Raw genomic sequence first — 19,851 nt, 5'->3', positions numbered from 1 at the left:
AGGCTGGCGCGGATTTGAGGACTTCGCGCGGCTCGAGAGGTGGCATCCGCATGTCCCGCACCCCGTCACGGCGCACCGTCTTACACGGAGTCACCCTCGCCGGAGCCACCGTCATCGGCTTCGACCCCACCGCCCGGAGCTGGGCCGCGACCGCGCAGGAGACCGGCGCCCCGCCGGCCGGCCTCGCCAGGATTCCCCGGCTGGACGGCACCCTCGTCACGGACGACGCCTCGCTCACCGCCGCGGCCGACGACTTCGGCCACCTCGTGCACCACCGCCCCTCGGCCGTCCTGCGCCCGGGCTCGGTCCGTGACGTCGTCACCATGATCCGGTTCTGCAACGACCACCGGCTGCCCGTCGCGCCGCGCGGCCAGGGGCACGCCGCCTTCGGCCAGGCGCAGACGCGCGGCGGCCTGGTCATCGAGACCGCGACCCTGGCCGGCATCGGCGCCCTGGACTCGGCGAGCACCACGGTCACCGTCGGCGCAGGCGCCCGCTGGAGCGCGGTCGCCCGGGCCACCCTCGCCCACGGCCTCACCCCGCCCGTCTTCACCGACTACCTCGAACTCTCCGTCGGCGGCACCCTGTCCGTGGGCGGCCTCGGCGGCCAGGGCCACCAGCACGGCGCCCAGGTCGACAACGTCACCCAGCTCCGGGTCGTCACCGGCGCGGGTGAACTGGTCCGCTGTTCGCCCACCCACCGCCCCGACCTCTTCCACGCCGTGCTGGCGGGGCTCGGGCAGTGCGCGGTCATCGTCGAGGCGACCGTACGGCTCGTCCCCGCGCCCGCGACCGTGCGCCACTACCTGCTGACCTACGACGACCTGGACACCTTCCTGGAGGACCAGCGCCTCCTCGTGCGGGAGGGCCGCTTCGCCTACGTGGAGGGCCAGGTCTCCGCGGACGCCGGGGGCGCGTTCCGGGTGTACGTCCTCGAAGCCGCGGCCTACGGTCCACCGGTCGGCCCCGCGCCCGACGACACGGTCCTGCTGCGGGGCCTGCGCCACGACCCGGCGACCGTCAGCCGTACCGACCGCACCTACTACGACTTCCTGGACCGCATCGCGCCCTTCGTCGCCGTGCTGAAGGAGTCGGGCCTGTGGGCGTACGCCCACCCCTGGCTCGACCTGATGTTCCCCGGCCGGTCCGCCGCGGCCCTCGCCGCCCCGCTGCTGGACGCGCTCACCCCCGACACCCTGGGACCCGGCGGGGTGGTCCTCTTCTATCCCCTGCTCCGCAAGCACTTCAGGACGCCGCTGCTGCGCACCCCCGACGACGACGTCTTCCACCTCTTCGACTTCCTGCGCACCGTCCCGCCGGACGACGCCGCGGCCGTCGACCGTGCCCTGGCGGCCAACCGCGCCGCCTACGACACCGTCGTCGCGGCCGGCGGCACCCGTTACCCGGTGGGCGGCATGCGGCTCACCCGCGACGACTGGCGGACCCACTTCGGCGCCGCCTGGCCCGCCCTCGCGCGGGCGAAGCACACGTACGATCCGAACGGAATCCTGACCCCGGGTCAGGGCGTCTTCTGAACCATGAAGGATCACCGTATGTGGACCGAGCTGATCTCCTCGCTGTCGTCGGACGTGGACCTCGCCGACGGTCCCGGATGCGAGGAGCAGATGCGGGTGGCCGAAGTGGTGCTGGGGCACCCGCTGCCCGCAGCGCTGAAGGAGTTCTGGAGGGCGGCGGACGGGGCCCGGGACAAGTACGGCACCGGGATCGTCTGTTCCGTCGGCGAAGTCGTGGACCGGAACCTGGAGTTCAGGAGTGCGGCCGACTTCCGGGAGCTGTACATGCCGTTCGATCCGCTGCTGCTCTTCGGCGAGAGCGCGGGGGGCGACCTCTTCGGCTTCGTCGTGAAGCCCGAGCGGCCGGACGTCTTCGTCTGGGAGCACGAGAGCGACAGCCGCCGCTGGGTGGCCAACGACCTGGAGGACTATCTGCGCCGCCGCCTGGCCACCGGCGACCCGGAGTGGTACGCGTCCTGGTGACGCGGGGTCAGTCGCTCTTCCTGGGCCGGCCCGCCGCGAGGATCTCCGTCACGTCCAGGGTGACCTCGGCACCGATGGACGCGGGGAGGGTGAGGGACTGGCCGGGGGCGTAGAACTGGTGCTTGTCGTAGCCGCCCACGGTCGGTTCGGTGAGGACGTGGACGCGCTCGTGCTTGCGGTCGACGACGACGTACACCGGGATCCTGGCCTGGGCGTACGCGGCGACCTTGGTCCTCAGGTCGTCCTTCCAGTTGCCGGAGGTCACTTCCAGGACCAGGCGGAAAGGGGCCGGATCGTACGCGTTGTTCTCCACCAGGTGGTCGTCGATGTCGGAGTCCACGATCACCAGGTCGGGGATGGCGTAGTCCTCCTCGCCGGTCGGCAACCACAGACCGACGTTCTGCAGGACCTCTGTTTCCCCGTCGTCGAGCCCTGCTGTGATGAAGGGGCGCATGAGCTTCGTCAGTGCGCGGGCGTGCGGGGCATCCGGTGACGGTGTCACGAGGAGGTGACCTCCGATGATCTCGACGCGGTAGCCCGGATGGCGCTCCATGATCTCGTCGGCGATGGCCGTGAGGGAGAACGGCTCGTCGTCGAAGGGCTGCTCGACGGATGCAGCGGACATCGCGTGCCTCCTTGGGGCTGGTGTCGAGAGCATCATCGTAGGCCGGACGCCGCCCGGATGTCCCTCTTGATCACGTTCACCCGATCGTGGTGTTTGAACGCCCGAGGGCCCCGCCCCCGGTGACGAAACCGGAAGACGGGGCCCTCGTGGACCTACGGGACCGCGGGTCAGAAGCGGCGCGTGATCAGCGCCTTCTTGACCTCGGCGATCGCCTTGGTGACCTCGATGCCGCGCGGGCAGGCGTCCGTGCAGTTGAACGTGGTGCGGCAGCGCCAGACGCCGTCGCGGTCGTTCAGGATCTCCAGGCGCTGCTCGCCGGCCTCGTCACGCGAGTCGAAGATGAAGCGGTGCGCGTTGACGATGGCCGCCGGGCCGAAGTACTGGCCGTCGTTCCAGAAGACCGGGCACGAGGACGTGCAGGCCGCGCAGAGGATGCACTTCGTCGTGTCGTCGAAGCGCTCGCGGTCCTCCGCCGTCTGGAGGCGTTCGCGGGTCGGCTCGTTCGTGTCCTTCGTGATGAGGAAGGGCATGACGTCGCGGTACGCCTGGAAGAACGGGTCCATGTCGACCACGAGGTCCTTGAGCACCGTCAGGCCCTTGATGGCCTCGACCGTGATCGGCTTCTCGGGGTTGATGTCCTTGATCAGCGTCTTGCAGGCGAGGCGGTTCTTGCCGTTGATCCGCATCGCGTCCGAGCCGCAGATGCCGTGGGCGCAGGAGCGGCGGAACGTCAGGGTGCCGTCCAGGTCCCACTTGATCTTGTGGAGACCGTCGAGGACACGCTCCTTCGGGTCGATCTCCAGCTGGAAGTCCTCCCAGACCGCCTCGGCCGAGACCTCGGGGTTGAAGCGGCGGATCCGGAAGGTGACCGTGATGTAGGGGGACGCCGCGGCCTCCGCCTCGACCTTGTCCAGAACAGGGGTTGCCATCAGTACTTACGCTCCATCGGCTGGTAGCGGGTCTGGACGACCGGCTTGTAGTCGAGACGAATGGAATCCGTGCCGTCGTCGCCGACCTCGCGGTACGCCATGGTGTGCCGCATGAAGTTGACGTCGTCGCGGTTGGGGTAGTCCTCGCGGTAGTGGCCGCCGCGGGACTCCTTGCGGGCGAGGGCCGACACCGCCATGACCTCGGCCAGGTCGAGCAGGTTGCCCAGCTCGATCGCCTCCAGCAGGTCCGTGTTGAACCGCTTGCCCTTGTCCTGGATCGAGACGTTCTTGTAGCGCTCGCGCAGCTCCGCGATCTTCTCGACCGCCGTCTTGATCGTCTGCTCGGTGCGGAACACCATGACGTTCGCGTCCATGGTCTCCTGCAGCTCCTTGCGCAGGGTCGCCACCCGCTCGGTGCCCGTGGAGCTGCGCAGCCGCTCGATCTGGTCCACGACGAGCTGCGCCGGGTTCTCCGGCAGCTCGACGAACGTCGCGGTCTTCTGGCTGTACTCCGCCGCGGCGATGCCGGCCCGGCGGCCGAAGACGTTGATGTCCAGCAGCGAGTTGGTGCCGAGGCGGTTGGCGCCGTGCACGGAGACGCAGGCGACCTCGCCGGCCGCGTACAGGCCCGGCACGACGGTGGTGTTGTCCGCCAGGACCTCACCCTCGACGTTGGTCGGGATGCCGCCCATGGCGTAGTGCGCGGTGGGCTGGATCGGGATCGGGTCCGTGTAGGGCTCGATGCCGAGGTAGGTGCGTGCGAACTCGGTGATGTCCGGGAGCTTGGCGTCCAGCTGCTCCGGGGGGAGGTGCGTCAGGTCCAGGTAGACGTGGTCGCCCTCGGGACCGCAGCCGCGGCCTTCGCGGATCTCCGTGTAGATGGAGCGGGAGACGACGTCACGGGACGCGAGGTCCTTCATGACCGGCGCGTACTTCTCCATGAAGCGCTCGCCGTCCTTGTTGCGGAGGATGCCGCCCTCACCGCGGGCGCCCTCCGTCAGCAGGATGCCCATGCGCCAGATGCCGGTCGGGTGGAACTGGAAGAACTCCATGTCCTCCAGCGGCAGCCCGCGCCGGTAGACCGCGGCCTGGCCGTCACCGGTCAGCGTGTGGGCGTTCGACGTCACCTTGAAGAACTTGCCGCAGCCGCCGGAGGCGTAGATGACGGCCTTCGCCTGGAAGACGTGGATCTCGCCGGTGGCCAGCTCGTAGGCGACCACACCGGCGGACTTCTTGACGCCGTCCTCTTCGGTGATCAGCTGGTCGAGGACGTAGAACTCGTTGAAGAACTCCACGCCCTCCTTCACGCAGTTCTGGTACAGCGTCTGGAGGATCATGTGACCGGTGCGGTCGGCCGCGTAGCAGGAGCGGCGGACCGGGGCCTCGCCGTGGTTGCGGCTGTGGCCGCCGAAGCGGCGCTGGTCGATCGTGCCGTTCGGGGTCCGGTTGAACGGCAGGCCCATCTTCTCCAGGTCGAGGACGGAGTCGATGGCCTCCTTCGCCAGGATCTCGGCGGCGTCCTGGTCGACCAGGTAGTCACCGCCCTTGACCGTGTCGAAGGTGTGCCACTCCCAGTTGTCCTCCTCCACGTTGGCCAGCGCGGCGGCCATGCCGCCCTGCGCGGCGCCCGTGTGGGAGCGGGTGGGGTAGAGCTTGGTGAGCACGGCGGTGCGGCTGCGCTTCGTCGACTCGATGGCGGCGCGCATGCCGGCGCCGCCCGCGCCGACGATGACGGTGTCGTACTTGTGGATCTTCATGAGTCTCGTAACCCCGTGCCTAGCGGATGTTCGGGTCGAAGGTGAAGATCACCAGCGTGCCCAGCAGGATGGTGAACACCGTGGCGGTGTAGAGCAGGCCCTTCAGCCACAGCCGGGTGTTCGCGCGCTCCGCGTAGTCGTTGATGACCGTGCGCAGGCCGTTCGCGCCGTGCAGCATCGCGAGCCACAGCATCAGCAGGTCCCAGACCTGCCAGAACGGGGACGCCCAGCGGCCTGCCACGAACGCGAAGCCGATCTTCGACACGCCGCCGTCCAGCACGAGCTGGATCAGCAGGTGACCGATGACCAGGACGACCAGCACGACGCCGGACAGCCGCATGAACAGCCACGCGGCCATCTCGAAGTTGCCGCGGGTCGAGCGCGGGGTCTTCCTGGTGCGCTGGCGCGGGGCCTCGATGAGGGGCGCCGGGTTGTCGACGTTGTAGATCGAGGGGCCCTCGACGGGACCGATCCCGGACGCGGTGGTTTCAGTGGTGGCCATCGGTCTCAGCTCCCGAACAGTTCACGAGCGGCGTGGCCGAGGACGGGGTAGATCGCCCCGAGCATCAGCACGACCCAGATGCCGACGACACTCCACAGCATCTGCTTCTGGTAGCGCGGGCCCTTCGACCAGAAGTCGACGGCGATGACACGCAGGCCGTTGAGCGCGTGGAAGAGGATGGCGGCGACCAGACCGTACTCGAGCACGGCGACGATCGGCGTCTTGTACGTGGCTACGACCTTGTCGTAGTCCTCGGGGGAGACACGCACGAGAGCGGTGTCCAGCACGTGAACGAACAGGAAGAAGAAGATGAGGACGCCGGTGACTCGGTGAGCCACCCAGGACCACATTCCTTCCCGGCCGCGGTACAGCGTTCCAGCCGGCACGGAAGAACCCTCCGGGAGCGGGGATTGGGGCCTGCCGGCTTGTGCTGTCGGACGGGCCCGGCCGGGTACGGTCCACCGGCCCCCAGCATCGTAGCCACGCTGCGGCGCTGGGCTTACAGCGGGCCTACCTGTGTGATCAAACTGGCACGCGTATGGGTGAGCCGTGCGGCGTGTGTGGCGGGTTGTGCTGTTATCTGCCGGGTGCGGGATCGTTGTGGCTGGTCGCGCCCACGCGGCGGTAGCCGCACATCGACTACAGCCCCGCGCCCCTGAGCGTCTCCAGTAGGCGTTGCCTCGCGAGGCGGCGGAGTTCTTCTGCTGCCGCCACCCGTTCGTCCTCCGGATCGTTCGTCAATCGTGACCGGATGCTCTCCAGGACGACGTCCAGGGTCTCGGCCGCAGGGACGCCGTCGAGGCAGATGACGAACACGTGCCCGAAGCGGGCTTCGTAGGCCGCGTGGGCCGCGTCCAGGGCCAGGTGGGCGGCCTCGTAGGCATCCGCCGGGAGGGCGGGGAGGGATTCCGCCGCGAGGGCTTCGGCAAGGTCGGCGGCCGTGAGGTCGTAGGCCGCCTCGTCGGAGGCGGCGAGGAGGGCGTCGACCGTGGGGTAGGGGCGGTGGTCCGCGACCCTGCGCGCCCAGCAGGGGCTGTGCAGGCAGGCGAGGAGGGAGGCGAGGGCCTCTTCGGCCGGGACGGTGTTGAAGGTGTCCACCGGGGTGGCCGGGGGTGTCCGGGTCTGCGCCGGTATCGGAAGGCGGCCGGTGAGGTGGGGAAGACGGTGCGCAGGCAGCGTGGATCCTCGCGTCACGAGTGATGTGGCAGGGGATGCGGTGAAAGGTGTGGCGCAACGTTATCGGGAGTGGTCATCCGGTGTCCGACGCTTGCCCGAATTTCACTCGAACGAGAGAGTTTCGAAGCCGCTGGTGGACTCTCTCGGTGACCGTTCGGTGACGCGTGCGATGCCCCGGTCGGCGCGCCCCCGTCACCCGGGCGACGTACGGTTGGCCGGGTGAGCAGGCACAGGCATCGGCGTGCGGCGCCGCGGAAGAAGGTCCGGGAGCAGGTGGCCCTGCGGGCCCTGATAGCCGGCGGTCTGGTCGCCGCCCTCGGCGTCGGCGTGGGGCTGTGGGCCTCCGACGGGGACGACGGCGCACCCGCCGCGTCGGCGGCGGGCCAGACCTCCCGGGCCGCGTCCGGCGGCGAGCGGTCCGTCGCCGCCGCGCCGTCCCCCAGCCCCCGCCCGAGCCGCACGTACCCGCTGTCCACCGCCCCGCGCACGATCCCGGCGGTCCAGCGCTTCACGGCGGCGCGCGGACCCGGCTGGCGGCCCGCCGCCGGGCACCGGGTCGTCGTCACCGACCCGCGGCTTGCCGACGAGGGCCGGCTGATCGCCGGTGAGCTGGGCATGTCGTACGCCGGGCAGCGGAGCGACAACCGCTCCGGGGATCTGCGGCTGACGCTCGGCGGGAGCGGTGGCACCCAGTCGTACACCCTGACCGTGCGGGACGGGCGGGTCACCGTCGGCGGCCCCTCCGACGTCGGGGTGTTCTACGGGACGCGCACGCTCAAGCAGGAGGTCCGAGGCGGCGGCACCGCGCCGGAGGGCGTCGTCAGGGACGCGCCGGCCAAGCCGCAGCGCGCCTTCTCGCTGGACATCGCCCGCAAGTACTTCTCGCCGGGCTGGATCGAGGACCGCGTCCGGGAGCTGGGGGACCTGAAGTACAACCAGTTCGCCCTGCACTTCTCCGACGACCAGGCCTTCCGGATCGAGTCCGACACCCATCCCGAGATCGTCGCCGCGCAGCACCTCACCAAGGCGCAGGTGAAGCGGATCGTCGACCTCGCCGCCTCCCGGCACATCACCGTCGTGCCCGAGATCGACTCGCCCGGGCACCTGGGGGCCGTCCTCGCCGCCCACCCCGAGCTCCAGCTGCGCAACGTCAACGGCGTCGCCACGCGCGGGGCCATCGACATCTCCAAGGACGCCTCCGCGAAGCTGCTCGACGACCTGCTCAACGAGTACGCGAGCCTCTTCCCGGGCACGCAGTGGCACCTCGGCGGCGACGAGTACCAGGCGCTGACCGTGTCCAACCCGGCCGCCTCCTTCCCGCAGCTCGCCGCCGCCGCACGGCAGCGCTACGGCTCCGGGGCGGGCGTCGCCGACCTCGCCACCGGGTGGCTCAACGACCGCGCCGGCACGGTCCGGGCCCATGGCCGGACCATGCGGGTCTGGAACGACGGGTTCTTCCGCGACACGACCGTCAAGCCGGCCTCCGACCTGGTGGTCGCGTACTGGACCGGCAAGGAGATCGGGGCGCGGGTGCCGACCGCGTACCTGAGCGCGGGGCGCAAGGTGCTCAACTACAACGACGAGTACCTGTACTACGTCCTCGGCGAGCCGCAGACCTTCGTCTATCCGACGGGCCGGCGGATCTACGAGCAGTGGACGCCGCGGGTGCTGCGCGGGACGACGCCGGTGTCCTCGGCGTACGACGCCCAGATCCTCGGCGGGTCCTTCTCCGTCTGGTGCGACCTCGCGAACTCCCAGACCCAGGACCAGGTCGCGGCGGGGATCCGGATGCCGTTGCGGGCCACCGCGCAGAAGCTGTGGGACGCCCGCACCCCGGCCCTCAGCTGGGCACAGTTCAGGACACTCGCGGGGCGGCTGGGCTGAGGCGGGGCTTTTCGGCCTGTCGATCACCCCTTGGCTGAAAATCCACTCTGTGACAGTCTTCCTCCGTTGCACGCAGTAAGGGAAGGTGCGGGCTCCGTGAGGGTGGCGCGCCGGCGAGGGAGACGTGGATGAGCCTGGTGGAACTGATCGCTCAGGCCGACGAACGCGGACTGGCCGCCAGTGGGCTGGCCTGTCTGGACCGGTGCGTGCCGCTGCTCGGCGGGGACGACGGCATCCTGCGGCCGCTGTGGGCGAGCCTCGCCGAGACCGGTGCGGACGCGGACTGGGACAGCGGGCTGGAACAGATACGCGCCAAACTGGAGTCCGGCGAGAACGGCGGCGAGGCGGTGCTGCTCGCCCGCCGGATGCTCGACGCCGCCCCCGCCCGCCGGGCCCCCGCCGAGATACGGGTCTGGGCCGACGCCTGCTCCGTCGCCTCGCTCCAGATCCACCGTCTCCTCGACCCGGCAAAGGACGCCGACTCCGTCGACTCCCGCCGCGCGGGCCGCACGGAGGGCATGCCGCCCCTGGTCGCGGCCGAGCTGCGCCGCCAGGTCACCGTCCTGGAACTCCTCGCGGCCCACGGCCCGGCCGGCCTGCGCCGCGCCCTGGACGTCTCCACGGAGGGCCGCCGCATCCTGCGGGCGGTGGTCTCCCGCCGAGCCCGCGGGCGCGCCTGACCCGGCGGGGAGCCGACCGCTGCGCGCTCCTCACCGAAGGGGCCCGTACGACCGCACGACCCTCACTCCTGTGCGGGTTCCGGGCCGGTTCCGGGAAGGTGCCCGAAACCGCGTGACGGATCATGACCCCGCCACGCTTTCCCGTACATGACCACGACGACTCACCCGTTCCCCGCCCGGCCCCAGGCCGCCGTGCAGCCGGTGCGCTGGGCGGCCGACACGCTGTCCGCGCTGCGCGAGGGCGCCCGCCTGTACCTCGACCACTCCGCGCAGAGCCTGTGGCGCGTCGACCGGCTGATCGAGGACCTGCGCGCCGAAAACACCCCGTACCCGGCCGTCGAGAACGTGCTGCGCGGACTCGGGGCGTACGCCGGTGAGGTGATCGTCCGCCACGGCGGAGCCGAGTGGTGGGCGGCCGGCGGCGACCACTGGGTCCGCACCCCGGACGGCCGCCTCTGGGACCCCATCGACGAGGCCCGCCGGTGCTTCGGCGGCCACGGATCGCTCCGGCTGCTCTGCCGGGACGCCCTGCGCACGTGACCGACGACACGTCCGCAACCCGTGACGCTCCGGCGCCGCCGGCCGCTGGGACAGCGGGGAGCCGAGCCGGTTCCCCGCGGACCGAGCGGGCCCGGCGGGCCGAGCGGAGGGTGGCGGCCCATGGGCGGCACGACGGAAGAACGGCGCGGGACGGACCCGTGCGGGACGGGGGCGGCGGACATGCGGGCGTGCGCCGGCGCGTTCGTCGAGCGCGCCACCGCACGGCACCGGCTGCCCCTCGACTACTCCCCGGCCAGCCTGCGCCTGGTCGACTTCCTGGCCGACGGGCTGCGCAAGGGCGGCGCCGACCGGGCGCGCGCCCACGACACGCTCGTGGGACTGGGCGCGTACGTCGGTGAGGTGCTCGTCCGCCGCGCCGGCGCCACCTGGGTGGACCTGGACGAGCCGCAGCGCGGCTGGTTCGGGCAGCCGGTCGGGGTGCGGATGCCCGACGGCCGGGTCTGGAACCCGCTCGGCAAGGTCGTCAACCGCTTCGAGACGGGCGCCCCCGAGGAGTCCCTGCGGACCTTCTACCTCACCCTGCACGGCCGCTCCCGCCGGGTGACGGTCTGAACGCGGTGCTGGACGCGGTGCAGAACGCGGTGCAGGAGGGCCGGGTGCGGGGCCGGTCCGCGACCGGGGCGGACGGCCCACCCTGTGACATTTCTGTGCGGCCCGGCGCTGAAGACCGTGAGGGTCCACCCCCAGCGAATTCCGTACGAACGAGGACAGTCTTGGGCCAGGGAGGGGAACCCCGGCGCGCACAGGCGTACGACGGGGAGCTGGGCGCGGCCGTGGCGCGGGCCCAGGACGGCGACGAGACCGCGTTCGCCGTCGCGTACCGGATCGTCCAGCCGGGGCTGCTCGGCTATCTGCGCGGGATCGTCGGGGACGACGCCGAGGACGTGGCCTCCGACGCCTGGCTGGAGATCGCCCGCGATCTCGGGCGGTTCAAGGGCGACGGCGCCGGGTTCCGCGGCTGGACCGCGACCATCGCCCGGCACCGGGCCCTGGACCATCTGCGCCGGCTGCGGGTGCGGCCGAGGGCGGCGGCGCTGGAGCACGAGGTGGCCATGGACCTGCCCGGTCCGCACACCACGCACGACCAGGCGCTGGAGTCGCTCTCCACCGCGCGGGCGCTGGAACTGGTCCGGGGACTCCCGCGGGACCAGGCGGAGGCCGTGCTGCTGAGGGTCGTCGTGGGACTGGACGGTCCCGCCGCGGCACGGGTCCTGGGCAAGCGCCCCGGCGCGGTCCGCACGGCCGCGCACCGCGGCCTGAAACGCCTGGCCCGCCAGCTCGGTGTGACGGACGCGAACGGCGACGGTGTGACGGATGACGGACCCCGCACGCTGGGGGATGCGACATGAACGGCCACGGCCGCACGGCCGGCCACGGCCACCCGGACAGTCATGGGGATCGGCGGCACGCACAGACGTACGCACAGGACAGAGACGGAAACGGACATGGGTGAACGGCTGAACGACGGCGGGGAGCCGGTCCCTCGGCGTCCGCGCCCGGCCGGCACGGGTCCTGCGGCGGACGCGGCCGACCAGGAGCTGGAGGCTCTGCTCGCCGAGGTTCTGCGCATCGCGGGCGGTCCCGTCGCGCCGCCCGCGGGCAGCGAGGGCGAGCAGCGGGCCGTGGCCGCCTTCCGGGCCGCCCGGGACGCGGGCGCGCACACCGCCCGTACCCGTCGGCGCGACGACTGGCGGCCCCGGACCCGCCGGTCCACCGCCCGCTCGCTGCGGGCGACGCTCTCCGTCGCCGTCGCGAGCCTCGTCCTCGGCGGGGTCGCGTTCGCCGCGATCGGGTCCGCCGGGCAGGACACGGCCGAGGCCAGGCGTCCGGAGCGGTCCGCGCCCCCGTCCGAGGGCCGCTCCGCCGCGCCGTCGCCCACCCCGTCCCCGGCCGCCCCCTCGGCCCCCGCCGACCGGGACCGCCCGGTGACCGCGCAGGACACCGCGGCCCGCTGCCGCGCCTACGAGCGGGTCGAGGGCCGGGGCAGGGCGCTGGACTCCACGGCCTGGCAGCGGCTGGTGACGGCGGCGGGCGGCGAGGAGAACGTCGAGGCGTACTGCGCGGCCCAGACGGCGCCGGCCCGCGACGACGGCGGGAATGACGGCGGGAGCAACGGCAACAACGACGGCAACAACGACGGCAAGGGCAACGGCACCACCGGCAAGGGCCGGGAGAAGGCCGCGAAAACCCCCAAGGGCAGCGCCGGGAAGCAGTAGCCTCACGCTGCCGAGGCAACGACCGGGGTCGCCACCCCCCACAGGAGAGACCCCGGCCGTCGCGCGGCACGGACCGCGCGGCGGCCCGTACTTCCTTCAGCGCCGGGCGTGCGTTTTCTGTCACACCCCGGGTACCGTGCGGGACCGTCCCCGACGGGATCACGAGTCAGTTGCATGTTGTACGGACATGGACGGGCGGTGCTTTCAGGTCGTAACGTGCCTTTCGCGCCGGACGGGCCAAGCGGCAGACCACCGCGACGACCTGCGGTCCACCGCACCGACCAGCGGTCTCGACCGCGACCATCGACCGACCGAGGAACCACGACGTGGGGGACGACGCGGAGCTGACAGCCGCGGTGCTTGCGGCACAGAACGGGGACGAGACCGCTTTCCGGGCTGTGTACCGCGCGGTGCACCCGCGGCTCCTCGGGTACGTGCGCACACTCGTCGGCGACCTCGACGCCGAGGACGTGGCCTCCGAGGCGTGGCTGCAGATCGCCCGGGACCTGGAGCGCTTCGGGGGCGACGCGGACCGCTTCCGCGGCTGGGCCGCCCGGATCGCCCGCAACCGCGCGCTCGACCACATACGGATGCGCGGCCGGCGCCCCGCGATCGGCGGCGACGAGACCGAGCTGACCGGCCGGGCCGCCGAGTGCGACACCGCCGGCGAGGCCATCGAGGCGCTGGCCACCGGCCGCACCCTCGACCTCATCTCCCGGCTCCCGCAGGACCAGGCCGAGGCGGTCGTGCTGCGGGTCGTGATGGGCCTGGACGCCAAGACCGCCGCCGAGACCCTCGGCAAGCGCCCCGGCGCCGTCCGCACCGCCGCGCACCGCGGCCTGAAGAAGCTCGCCGAGATGCTCGGCGACGATCCGGAGACCGCCGGGGTGCTCGATGCCCTGCCTCCGCAGCGAGGGCCGCGTTCGCGCGCGGTAACGTCCGCGAGTGTGACGCAACCGAGCGCGCGGACGCAGAAGGACATGTGATGGCCGACAAGCAGGACAGGTGGCTCGACCGTGAGACGGCGGAGCGTCTGCTGCGCGGTGAGTCACCCGAGAACGCTGTCGCCCCGGAAGCCCAGGACCAGGCCGAACGCCTCGCCAGAACGCTGGCCGCACTCTCCGCGCTGGGCGCCGAACCGCTGCGGGCCGACGAGGAGCTCCCCGGTGAGGAGGCCGCCCTGAAGGCCTTCAGCGAGGCCCGGGCGGCCCGTGAGTCCCCTGCGCTGTCCCTCACGTCACAGCAGTCGCCCACGTCACACCCGTCGGCGTATCCGGGCGACGCCGGACTGGTCCGTATCGGCGGCCGCACCGGCGCCGATCGCAACGGCGAACGGGCACACCGCCGCCTGAGCCGCCCGCTGAGGCTCGGGCTGGCCGCCGTCGTGGCCGCCGGCATGCTCGGCGGGGTCGCGGTCGCCGCCGGCAGCGGAGTGCTCCCGAGCCCCTTCGACGGGGCCGGGCCCGAACCCGGCGCTTCCGTCTCCGGCGCCGCGAGCCCCGACCATCAGTCGGCCTCGCCCTCCCCGAAGACCTCCGAGACATCGGAGACCTCCGACGGCGCCCCGGACGCGGTGGCGCCCGACGGCGGTGCCGACCGCGACACCACCGGGAGGGCGAAGGGCACGGACGGCTCCGCCACCGCACCCGGCGCCCGCGGCGGGTGGCCGCAGGGCGTGACCTCGTCCTGCCGGGACGTCGAGGCCGGCCGGCCGCTGGGCACCGAGCGTCGCCGCACCCTGGAGGGCCTGGCCGGCGGCCGGTCCCGGGTGCCGACGTACTGCGCGTACGTCCTGGACGGCGGCCCCGGCCGGAACGGGGGCGGCGGTCAGGACGACTCGGACCACGGGAACTCCTGGGGCGACCACGACAGCGGCACCGGCCGGGGCACCTACGACGAAGGTTCGGCCGGGCTCTCCGCCGGCCCGGGCGCCGCGGCCGGCACGGGGTACGGCCGGGACGGCGACCACGACGGCGGCACCGGCTCGGACGGCCACAGCGGCGGCCACGGAAATGGCGGCGGCCACAGAAACGGCGGCGGCCACGGGGGCAACGGCGGGCACGGCGGCACCGGCCGCCACTGACTCCCCCCGACTCCCACACACCCCATCTGACCTGCGACTTCGCAGATCTCTGAAGTTTTTTCGCGCCGGGTGTGACGTTTTCGGGAGCCGCGACGCAGTAACAAGTGAGCCGACTGGTCATCGGCCTTCGCACGCAGCCGGGGTTCCCCCCGTACCTACGGCTCGTGCACCTGGCGCGGGCGGGACACGTTCCCCCGGTCCCGCCCGCGCCCCGAACTCACCAGGACACCACGACCTTGTCGCCGCTGCGGACCTGCGCGAACAACGCCGAGACCGCCGCCTCGTCCCGTACGTTCACACAGCCGTGCGAGGCGCCCGCGTAGCCCCGGGCCGCGAAGTCGGACGAGTAGTGCACCGCCTGGCCGCCGCTGAAGAACATCGCGTACGGCATCGGCGTGTGGTAGAGCGTCGACACATGGCCGCGGGACTTCCAGTAGACCTGGAACACCCCCTCGCGGGTGGGCGTGTACTGGGAGCCGAACCGCACGGACATCGTCGACACGGTCCGTCCGTCGATCATCCAGCGCAGGGTGCGGCTCGTCTTGTCGATGCACAGCACCCGTCCGGTCAGACACCGGGAGTCGGGCTCCGCGGCGGGCTGACCGCCCATCAGATACAGCTCCCACTGCCCCGGTTCACGCGTCATCCCCACCAGCCGGTCCCAGGTGACGGTGTCCGTCGTCCCGGTCCGCGGCAGCCCGCGCTTGCCCTGGAACCCCTTCACCGCCTCCTCGGTGGACGCCTCGTACCGGCCCGTCGGCCCCTCGAAGAGCCAGGCGAGCTGTCGCAGCCGGGCCTGGAGTTCGCGCACGTCCCGCCCGGAGTCGCCGCGCCGGTACAGCACGGCTGGGGCGGGCGACGGGGTGCCGGGGGTCCGGGCCGCGATCGGCTTGTCGTCCGGGGCGGTGCCGCTCGGGTCCGGGTCGGGGGTCGTGCCGGTGACGCCGGCCCGGACCGGCGGGCGCGCCCTGCCGTCCTGGGTGCCCGGGGTCCGCACGGTACAGCCGCACAGGGTCGCCAGGGCCGCCGTGCCGGCCAGGGCGATGATCGATCTCCGCATCCGCATGCCTGAGATGTTCCCCCCGGATGACGCCGGGCGAACGGAGCGGCATGGTGGTGGGCATGGTGCGCGCGTCGGAGTCGGGACTGCCCATCGAGCCGGTGTACGGGCCCGCGGCCCTGGACGGCTGGGACCCGGCCGAACAGCTGGGCGAACCGGGCGGCTACCCCTTCACCCGGGGCGTCCACCCGTCCATGTACACCGGCCGCCCCTGGACCATGCGCCAGTACGCGGGCTTCGGCACGGCGGCCGAGTCCAACGCCCGCTACCGGCAGCTCATCGCGCACGGCACGACCGGCCTGTCCGTGGCCTTCGACCTGCCCACGCAGATGGGCCACGACTCCGACGCCCCGCTCGCCCACGGCGAGGTCGGCAAGGTGGGCGTGGCCGTCGACTCCCTCGACGACATGCGGGTGCTGTTCGGCGGGATCCCGCTGGACCGGGTGTCCACCTCGATGACGATCAACGCCCCGGCGGCGCTGCTCCTGCTGCTGTACCAGCTGGTGGCGGAGGAGCAGGGCATCGCGGGGGACCGGCTGACGGGCACCGTCCAGAACGACGTCCTCAAGGAGTACATCGCGCGCGGGACGTACATCTTCCCGCCCCAGCCCTCCCTGCGGCTGACCGCCGACATCTTCCGCTACTGCCGGGCCGAGCTGCCGCGGTGGAACACGATCTCGATCTCCGGCTACCACATGGCGGAGGCGGGCGCGTCCCCGGCGCAGGAGATCGCTTTCACCCTGGCGGACGGTATCGCGTACGTCCGAACGGCGGTGGCGGCGGGCATGGAGGTCGACGATTTCGCCCCCCGGCTGTCCTTCTTCTTCGTGGCCCGCACGACCCTCCTGGAGGAGGTCGCGAAGTTCCGCGCCGCCCGCCGGATCTGGGCGCGGGTGATGCGGGAGGAGTTCGGGGCGCGCGACCCGAAGTCGCTGATGCTGCGCTTCCACACCCAGACCGCGGGGGTCCAGCTGACGGCCCAGCAGCCCGAGGTGAACCTGGTGCGGGTCGCCGTCCAGGGCCTGGCCGCCGTCCTGGGCGGCACCCAGTCCCTGCACACCAACTCCTACGACGAGGCGCTCGCGCTGCCCTCGGACAAGAGCGCGCGGCTGGCGCTGCGGACCCAGCAGGTGCTGGCCCACGAGACGGACGTGACCGCGACGGTCGACCCCTTCGCGGGCTCGTACGTCGTCGAGAGCATGACCGACGACGTGGAGGCGGCGGCGCTCGGGCTGATGCGCCGGGTCGAGGACCTCGGCGGCGCGGTCGCCGCGATCGAGCGCGGCTTCCAGAAGGAGGAGATCGAGCGCAACGCCTACCGGATCGCCCGGCAGACGGACTCCGGCGAGCGGGTGGTGGTGGGCGTGAACCGCTTCCGGCTCGACGAGGAGGAGCCGTACGAGCCGCTCCGGGTGGACCCGGCCATCGAGGCCCGGCAGGCGGAGCGGCTCGCGCGGCTGCGCGCCGGGCGCGACGGCCCGGCGGTCGGGACGGCCCTGGCCGCCCTGCGGAAGGCGGCCGGGGGCCGGGACAACGTCCTGTACCCGATGAAGGAGGCGCTGAGGGCCCGGGCCACGGTGGGCGAGGTGTGCGGCGCGCTGCGGGAGGTGTGGGGGACGTACGTCCCGGCCGACGCGTTCTGATCTGGGAACCTCCGTGCGACACTCGTCCTCGTGTTCGGAGTCGTCGACCTTCCCACCTATCTCGCGGGCCTCGTCCTGATCGTCCTCCTTCCGGGACCCAACTCCCTGTACGTCCTCTCCGTCGCCGCCCGGCGCGGGGTGCGGGCGGGCTACACCGCCGCGGCCGGGGTGTGGTGCGGGGACACCGTGCTGATGACGCTGTCGGCGGCCGGGGTCGCCTCGCTGCTCCAGGCCAACGCCGTGCTGTTCGGGATCGTGAAGTACGCCGGCGCCGGCTATCTGAGCTGGCTCGCCGTCGGGATGCTGCGGGCGGCGTGGGGGATGGTGCGGACGCGCGTCCCCGCCGGGGGGGAGGCCGCCGTCGCCGACGAGCGGCCCTTCCGCCGGGCGTTGGTCGTGAGCCTGTTCAACCCCAAGGCGATCCTGTTCTTCGTCGCCTTCTTCGTGCAGTTCGTCGATCCCGGATACGCCTGTCCGGCCCTGTCGTTCGTCGTCCTCGGCGCCTTCGCGCAGCTGGCGAGCTTTCTGTATCTCACGCTGCTGATCTTCAGTGGGACCAGGCTCGCGGACGCGTTCCGGCGGCGCAGGCGGCTGGCCGCGGGCGTGACCTCGGCGGCCGGGGCGTTGTTCCTCGGGTTCGCGGTGAAGCTGTCGCTCGCGAGTGCCTGAGGCCGCGCCCTAGAAAAAGCCGACGCGCGCCCGGTACTCCCTCGCGTCCCGCTCGGTCGTGCCCGCCCAGCCCACATGGCCGTCCGGGCGGACCAGGAACACCCCGTCCTCCTGCTGCACCACCGTCCAGTCGGTGCCGTTCCGCGTCAGATCCGGCATGCGGTCGCCCGCCCGGATCGGGCCCGGGGCCGGGCGGGTCTCCTCGCTGAGGGAGGACGCGCGGTAGTGCAGGCCCAGTTGGCGGGTCTTCGCTCCCCGGCGGGCCTCGCCCCGGTGGATCGCCGTCGACAGGCCCAGCATGGCCGCGGCGTTCGGGCGGCGCTCCTCCTCGTAGGTGTCCAGGAGGGCCGCCGGGGCCCGCCCGCCCAGGACCGCCCCCAGCTTCCAGCCCAGGTTGTAGGCGTCCTGGACGCTGGTGTTCAGACCCTGGCCGCCGGCCGGGGAGTGGACGTGCGCCGCGTCCCCGGCGAGGAAGATCCGGCCCTCGCGGAAACGGTCCGCCAGGGCGGCGCGCGGACGGAACGAGGAGGACCAGCGGACCTCCGTCACGTCCTCGGCGGCGAGGTGGGTCCGGGCGGCGATCACCTCGCGGACGCCGCCCGGACCGAGCAGGGGCGCCAGGTCGGTGCCGTCCGGGAACTGCGCCGCCAGCTGGAAGTCCTCCGTCCCGGCCAGCGGGCACAGCGCCAGGAAGCCCGTGCCCTCCCCGGCCGGCGGGAAGACGTGCCACCAGGTCCGCTCCAGACCCGTGATCCGTACGTCCGCCACCAGCAGCGGGTCCGGGTCGACCGTCTCGCCGGTCATGCCGATGCCGAGCGCCCGGCGCACCGCCGAGCGGCCCCCGTCGGCGGCGACCGCGTACCGGGCGCGCACCGGCCCGCCGGAGGCGAAGCGCGCCGTGACCCCTTCGGCGTCCTGCTCGATCTCCGTCAGCTCGTGCCCGAAGACGATCGCGCCGCCGAGTTCCGTCAGCCGGGCCCGCAGGATCTCCTGGTTGCGCCACTGCGGGAGCATCCAGGGGCCGGTGAAGCGGGAGCCCTCCTCGCCGGCCTCGGCCGGGTCGAACATCCGGTGCTCGCCGGCCTGCTCGCCGTCCTGCCAGATCATGCCGACCGGGTAAGGGCCACCGGCGTCGAGGACCGCGTCGAGGACGCCGAGATCCTCGTAGATCTCCAGGGTGCGCGGTTGCAGGCCCTTGCCGCGGGAGCCGGGGGCGAGGGTCGCGCCGCGCTCCACCACCAGCGCGTCCACGCCGCGCCGGGCCAGGTCGATGCCGAGGGCGAGGCCGGTGGGACCCGCACCCACGATCAGTACGTCCGTCTGCCGCATCCCCATCTCCTTAACGCTGTTAAGTGCTGTCGTCGACGACTGTGCCCTTAACGGCGTTAAGCTGTCAACCGTGACCACCGATCGAGCCCCCAGGGCCCCCCTCGACCGCAAGCGCGTCGCCGCCACCGCCCTGACGCTGCTGAACGAGACCGGCCTGGACGGGCTGACCCTGCGCGCCATCGCCAAGGAGCTCGACGTCAAGGCGCCGGCCCTGTACTGGCACTTCAAGGACAAACAGGCGCTGCTGGACGAGATGGCCACCGAGATGTACCGGCGGATGGTCGCCGGAACCGCCCTCGACCCGGCCGACTCCTGGCAGGAGCGGCTCCGCAAGGTCAACCGCGGGCTGCGCGAGGCCCTCCTCGCCTACCGCGACGGCGCGCGGGTGTTCAGCGGCTCACGCTTCACGGGCACCGGGCACGCCCGGGAGATGGAGGAGAACCTGCGGCTGTTCACGGCCGCCGGGTTCGGCCTCGGTCAGGCCGTCCGGGCGACCTCGACCGCGTACGCGTACACCATCGGGTTCGTCATCGAGGAGCAGGGCGTACAGCCGCTGCCCGGCGAACGGCGGGAGGGGGTACGACGTCGAGGAGCGCGCCCGGCTGCTCGCCGATTTCCCGCTGGCCGCGCGGGCCGGCGCGGAGATCTTCGCCGATTACGGCACGCATTTCGACGAGGGACTGGAGATCGTCATCGCGGGAATCGGGGCGCGCTGCGGAGTTTCCTGAGAAAGGCCCCGT

General features: G+C 72.4%; 20 protein-coding genes and 1 pseudogene. 13 read left to right on the top strand and 8 right to left on the bottom strand.

The window, feature by feature from the left end:
• Nucleotides 1–50: 50 nt before the first annotated feature.
• Nucleotides 51–1,535: an FAD-binding protein gene (locus U5640_RS17260; protein WP_340376686.1), complete on the top strand. Its 1,485-nt coding sequence runs from the start codon at nucleotides 51–53 to the stop codon at nucleotides 1,533–1,535.
• A gap of 18 nt (nucleotides 1,536–1,553) precedes the next feature.
• A complete protein-coding gene (locus tag U5640_RS17255) occupies nucleotides 1,554–1,997 on the top strand; it encodes an SMI1/KNR4 family protein (protein WP_340376685.1) in 444 nt (147 codons plus the stop codon).
• Nucleotides 1,998–2,004: 7 nt separating this feature from the next.
• Here U5640_RS17255 and U5640_RS17250 read toward each other — a convergent pair whose 3' ends face one another.
• From U5640_RS17250 to U5640_RS17225, 6 genes are all read right to left on the bottom strand, one after another.
• Nucleotides 2,005–2,622, bottom strand: a complete 618-nt coding sequence (locus U5640_RS17250; protein ID WP_340376684.1) for a Uma2 family endonuclease — start codon at nucleotides 2,620–2,622, stop codon at nucleotides 2,005–2,007.
• Nucleotides 2,623–2,789: 167 nt separating this feature from the next.
• On the bottom strand, nucleotides 2,790–3,551 hold the full coding sequence (locus U5640_RS17245; RefSeq protein ID WP_055632035.1) for a succinate dehydrogenase iron-sulfur subunit: 762 nt from the start codon (nucleotides 3,549–3,551) through the stop codon (nucleotides 2,790–2,792).
• The gene (gene sdhA / locus U5640_RS17240) at nucleotides 3,551–5,308 is read right to left on the bottom strand and encodes a succinate dehydrogenase flavoprotein subunit (protein WP_340376683.1); all 1,758 of its coding nucleotides are present in this window, start codon (nucleotides 5,306–5,308) and stop codon (nucleotides 3,551–3,553) included. Before sdhA ends, U5640_RS17245 begins: the two co-directional genes overlap by 1 nt.
• Before the next feature lie 19 nt (nucleotides 5,309–5,327).
• A complete protein-coding gene (locus tag U5640_RS17235) occupies nucleotides 5,328–5,810 on the bottom strand; it encodes a succinate dehydrogenase hydrophobic membrane anchor subunit (RefSeq protein ID WP_340376682.1) in 483 nt (160 codons plus the stop codon).
• Between the two features lie 5 nt (nucleotides 5,811–5,815).
• Nucleotides 5,816–6,196 (bottom strand): succinate dehydrogenase, cytochrome b556 subunit, encoded by a 381-nt coding sequence (gene sdhC / locus U5640_RS17230; protein ID WP_079061657.1) that lies wholly within the window; start codon nucleotides 6,194–6,196, stop codon nucleotides 5,816–5,818.
• A 253-nt stretch (nucleotides 6,197–6,449) separates the two neighbouring features.
• Nucleotides 6,450–7,004, bottom strand: a complete 555-nt coding sequence (locus U5640_RS17225) for a 2-oxo-4-hydroxy-4-carboxy-5-ureidoimidazoline decarboxylase (RefSeq protein ID WP_340376681.1) — start codon at nucleotides 7,002–7,004, stop codon at nucleotides 6,450–6,452.
• 273 nt (nucleotides 7,005–7,277) lie between these two features.
• Between U5640_RS17225 and U5640_RS17220 the strand changes: the two genes are divergently transcribed.
• The 8 genes from U5640_RS17220 to U5640_RS17185 all read left to right on the top strand — a co-directional run bounded on the left by U5640_RS17220 (nucleotide 7,278) and on the right by U5640_RS17185 (nucleotide 14,410).
• Complete coding sequence (locus tag U5640_RS17220) at nucleotides 7,278–8,870, top strand: glycoside hydrolase family 20 protein (RefSeq protein WP_340385160.1); 1,593 nt, start codon at nucleotides 7,278–7,280, stop codon at nucleotides 8,868–8,870.
• A 128-nt stretch (nucleotides 8,871–8,998) separates the two neighbouring features.
• The gene (locus U5640_RS17215) at nucleotides 8,999–9,550 is read left to right on the top strand and encodes a hypothetical protein (protein ID WP_340376680.1); all 552 of its coding nucleotides are present in this window, start codon (nucleotides 8,999–9,001) and stop codon (nucleotides 9,548–9,550) included.
• A 147-nt stretch (nucleotides 9,551–9,697) separates the two neighbouring features.
• Nucleotides 9,698–10,090 (top strand): hypothetical protein, encoded by a 393-nt coding sequence (locus U5640_RS17210; protein WP_340376679.1) that lies wholly within the window; start codon nucleotides 9,698–9,700, stop codon nucleotides 10,088–10,090.
• A gap of 120 nt (nucleotides 10,091–10,210) precedes the next feature.
• Nucleotides 10,211–10,663 (top strand): hypothetical protein, encoded by a 453-nt coding sequence (locus U5640_RS17205; RefSeq protein ID WP_340376678.1) that lies wholly within the window; start codon nucleotides 10,211–10,213, stop codon nucleotides 10,661–10,663.
• A gap of 161 nt (nucleotides 10,664–10,824) precedes the next feature.
• Complete coding sequence (locus U5640_RS17200) at nucleotides 10,825–11,460, top strand: RNA polymerase sigma factor (protein ID WP_340376677.1); 636 nt, start codon at nucleotides 10,825–10,827, stop codon at nucleotides 11,458–11,460.
• Between the two features lie 96 nt (nucleotides 11,461–11,556).
• Complete coding sequence (locus U5640_RS17195; RefSeq protein WP_340376676.1) at nucleotides 11,557–12,327, top strand: hypothetical protein; 771 nt, start codon at nucleotides 11,557–11,559, stop codon at nucleotides 12,325–12,327.
• A 326-nt stretch (nucleotides 12,328–12,653) separates the two neighbouring features.
• Entirely contained in the window at nucleotides 12,654–13,313 is a 660-nt protein-coding gene (locus U5640_RS17190; RefSeq protein WP_340376675.1) for an RNA polymerase sigma factor, read from the top strand.
• Nucleotides 13,313–14,410 (top strand): hypothetical protein, encoded by a 1,098-nt coding sequence (locus U5640_RS17185; RefSeq protein ID WP_340376674.1) that lies wholly within the window; start codon nucleotides 13,313–13,315, stop codon nucleotides 14,408–14,410. The genes U5640_RS17190 and U5640_RS17185 overlap by 1 nt, the downstream gene beginning before the upstream one ends.
• 217 nt (nucleotides 14,411–14,627) lie before the next feature.
• Here the strand turns inward: U5640_RS17185 and U5640_RS17180 are convergent, their stop codons facing one another.
• A complete protein-coding gene (locus U5640_RS17180) occupies nucleotides 14,628–15,470 on the bottom strand; it encodes a L,D-transpeptidase family protein (protein ID WP_340385158.1) in 843 nt (280 codons plus the stop codon).
• 62 nt (nucleotides 15,471–15,532) lie between these two features.
• On the opposite strand from U5640_RS17180, the gene U5640_RS17175 reads away from it, so the two are divergent.
• Both U5640_RS17175 and leuE read left to right on the top strand, forming a co-directional pair.
• Nucleotides 15,533–17,113: a methylmalonyl-CoA mutase family protein gene (locus U5640_RS17175; RefSeq protein ID WP_340376673.1), complete on the top strand. Its 1,581-nt coding sequence runs from the start codon at nucleotides 15,533–15,535 to the stop codon at nucleotides 17,111–17,113.
• Between the two features lie 30 nt (nucleotides 17,114–17,143).
• A complete protein-coding gene (leuE, locus tag U5640_RS17170) occupies nucleotides 17,144–17,782 on the top strand; it encodes a leucine efflux protein LeuE (RefSeq protein WP_340376672.1) in 639 nt (212 codons plus the stop codon).
• Nucleotides 17,783–17,791: 9 nt separating this feature from the next.
• On the opposite strand, the gene U5640_RS17165 is transcribed toward leuE, so the two are convergent.
• Nucleotides 17,792–19,111 (bottom strand): FAD-dependent monooxygenase, encoded by a 1,320-nt coding sequence (locus tag U5640_RS17165; RefSeq protein ID WP_340376671.1) that lies wholly within the window; start codon nucleotides 19,109–19,111, stop codon nucleotides 17,792–17,794.
• Nucleotides 19,112–19,181: 70 nt separating this feature from the next.
• Between U5640_RS17165 and U5640_RS17160 the strand changes: the two are divergent.
• Nucleotides 19,182–19,839: pseudogene (locus U5640_RS17160) on the top strand (TetR/AcrR family transcriptional regulator C-terminal domain-containing protein).
• Nucleotides 19,840–19,851: the final 12 nt, after the last annotated feature.

Source organism: Streptomyces sp. SS7 (assembly GCF_037993025.1).
Taxonomy (GTDB): domain Bacteria; phylum Actinomycetota; class Actinomycetes; order Streptomycetales; family Streptomycetaceae; genus Streptomyces.
The sequence above is the reverse complement of the archived record's forward strand: the minus strand, read 5'-3'. Positions and strand labels throughout refer to the sequence as shown.

Coding starts and splice junctions, on each gene's coding strand:
- U5640_RS17260 (WP_340376686.1), top strand. CDS start 51: ATGTCCCGCACCCCGTCACGGCGCACCGTCTTACACGGAGTCACCCTC.
- U5640_RS17255 (WP_340376685.1), top strand. CDS start 1,554: ATGTGGACCGAGCTGATCTCCTCGCTGTCGTCGGACGTGGACCTCGCC.
- U5640_RS17250 (WP_340376684.1), bottom strand. CDS start 2,622: ATGTCCGCTGCATCCGTCGAGCAGCCCTTCGACGACGAGCCGTTCTCC.
- U5640_RS17245 (WP_055632035.1), bottom strand. CDS start 3,551: ATGGCAACCCCTGTTCTGGACAAGGTCGAGGCGGAGGCCGCGGCGTCC.
- sdhA (WP_340376683.1), bottom strand. CDS start 5,308: ATGAAGATCCACAAGTACGACACCGTCATCGTCGGCGCGGGCGGCGCC.
- U5640_RS17235 (WP_340376682.1), bottom strand. CDS start 5,810: ATGGCCACCACTGAAACCACCGCGTCCGGGATCGGTCCCGTCGAGGGC.
- U5640_RS17215 (WP_340376680.1), top strand. CDS start 8,999: ATGAGCCTGGTGGAACTGATCGCTCAGGCCGACGAACGCGGACTGGCC.
- U5640_RS17210 (WP_340376679.1), top strand. CDS start 9,698: ATGACCACGACGACTCACCCGTTCCCCGCCCGGCCCCAGGCCGCCGTG.
- U5640_RS17205 (WP_340376678.1), top strand. CDS start 10,211: ATGGGCGGCACGACGGAAGAACGGCGCGGGACGGACCCGTGCGGGACG.
- U5640_RS17195 (WP_340376676.1), top strand. CDS start 11,557: ATGGGTGAACGGCTGAACGACGGCGGGGAGCCGGTCCCTCGGCGTCCG.
- U5640_RS17185 (WP_340376674.1), top strand. CDS start 13,313: ATGGCCGACAAGCAGGACAGGTGGCTCGACCGTGAGACGGCGGAGCGT.
- U5640_RS17180 (WP_340385158.1), bottom strand. CDS start 15,470: ATGCGGAGATCGATCATCGCCCTGGCCGGCACGGCGGCCCTGGCGACC.
- U5640_RS17175 (WP_340376673.1), top strand. CDS start 15,533: ATGGTGCGCGCGTCGGAGTCGGGACTGCCCATCGAGCCGGTGTACGGG.
- U5640_RS17165 (WP_340376671.1), bottom strand. CDS start 19,111: ATGCGGCAGACGGACGTACTGATCGTGGGTGCGGGTCCCACCGGCCTC.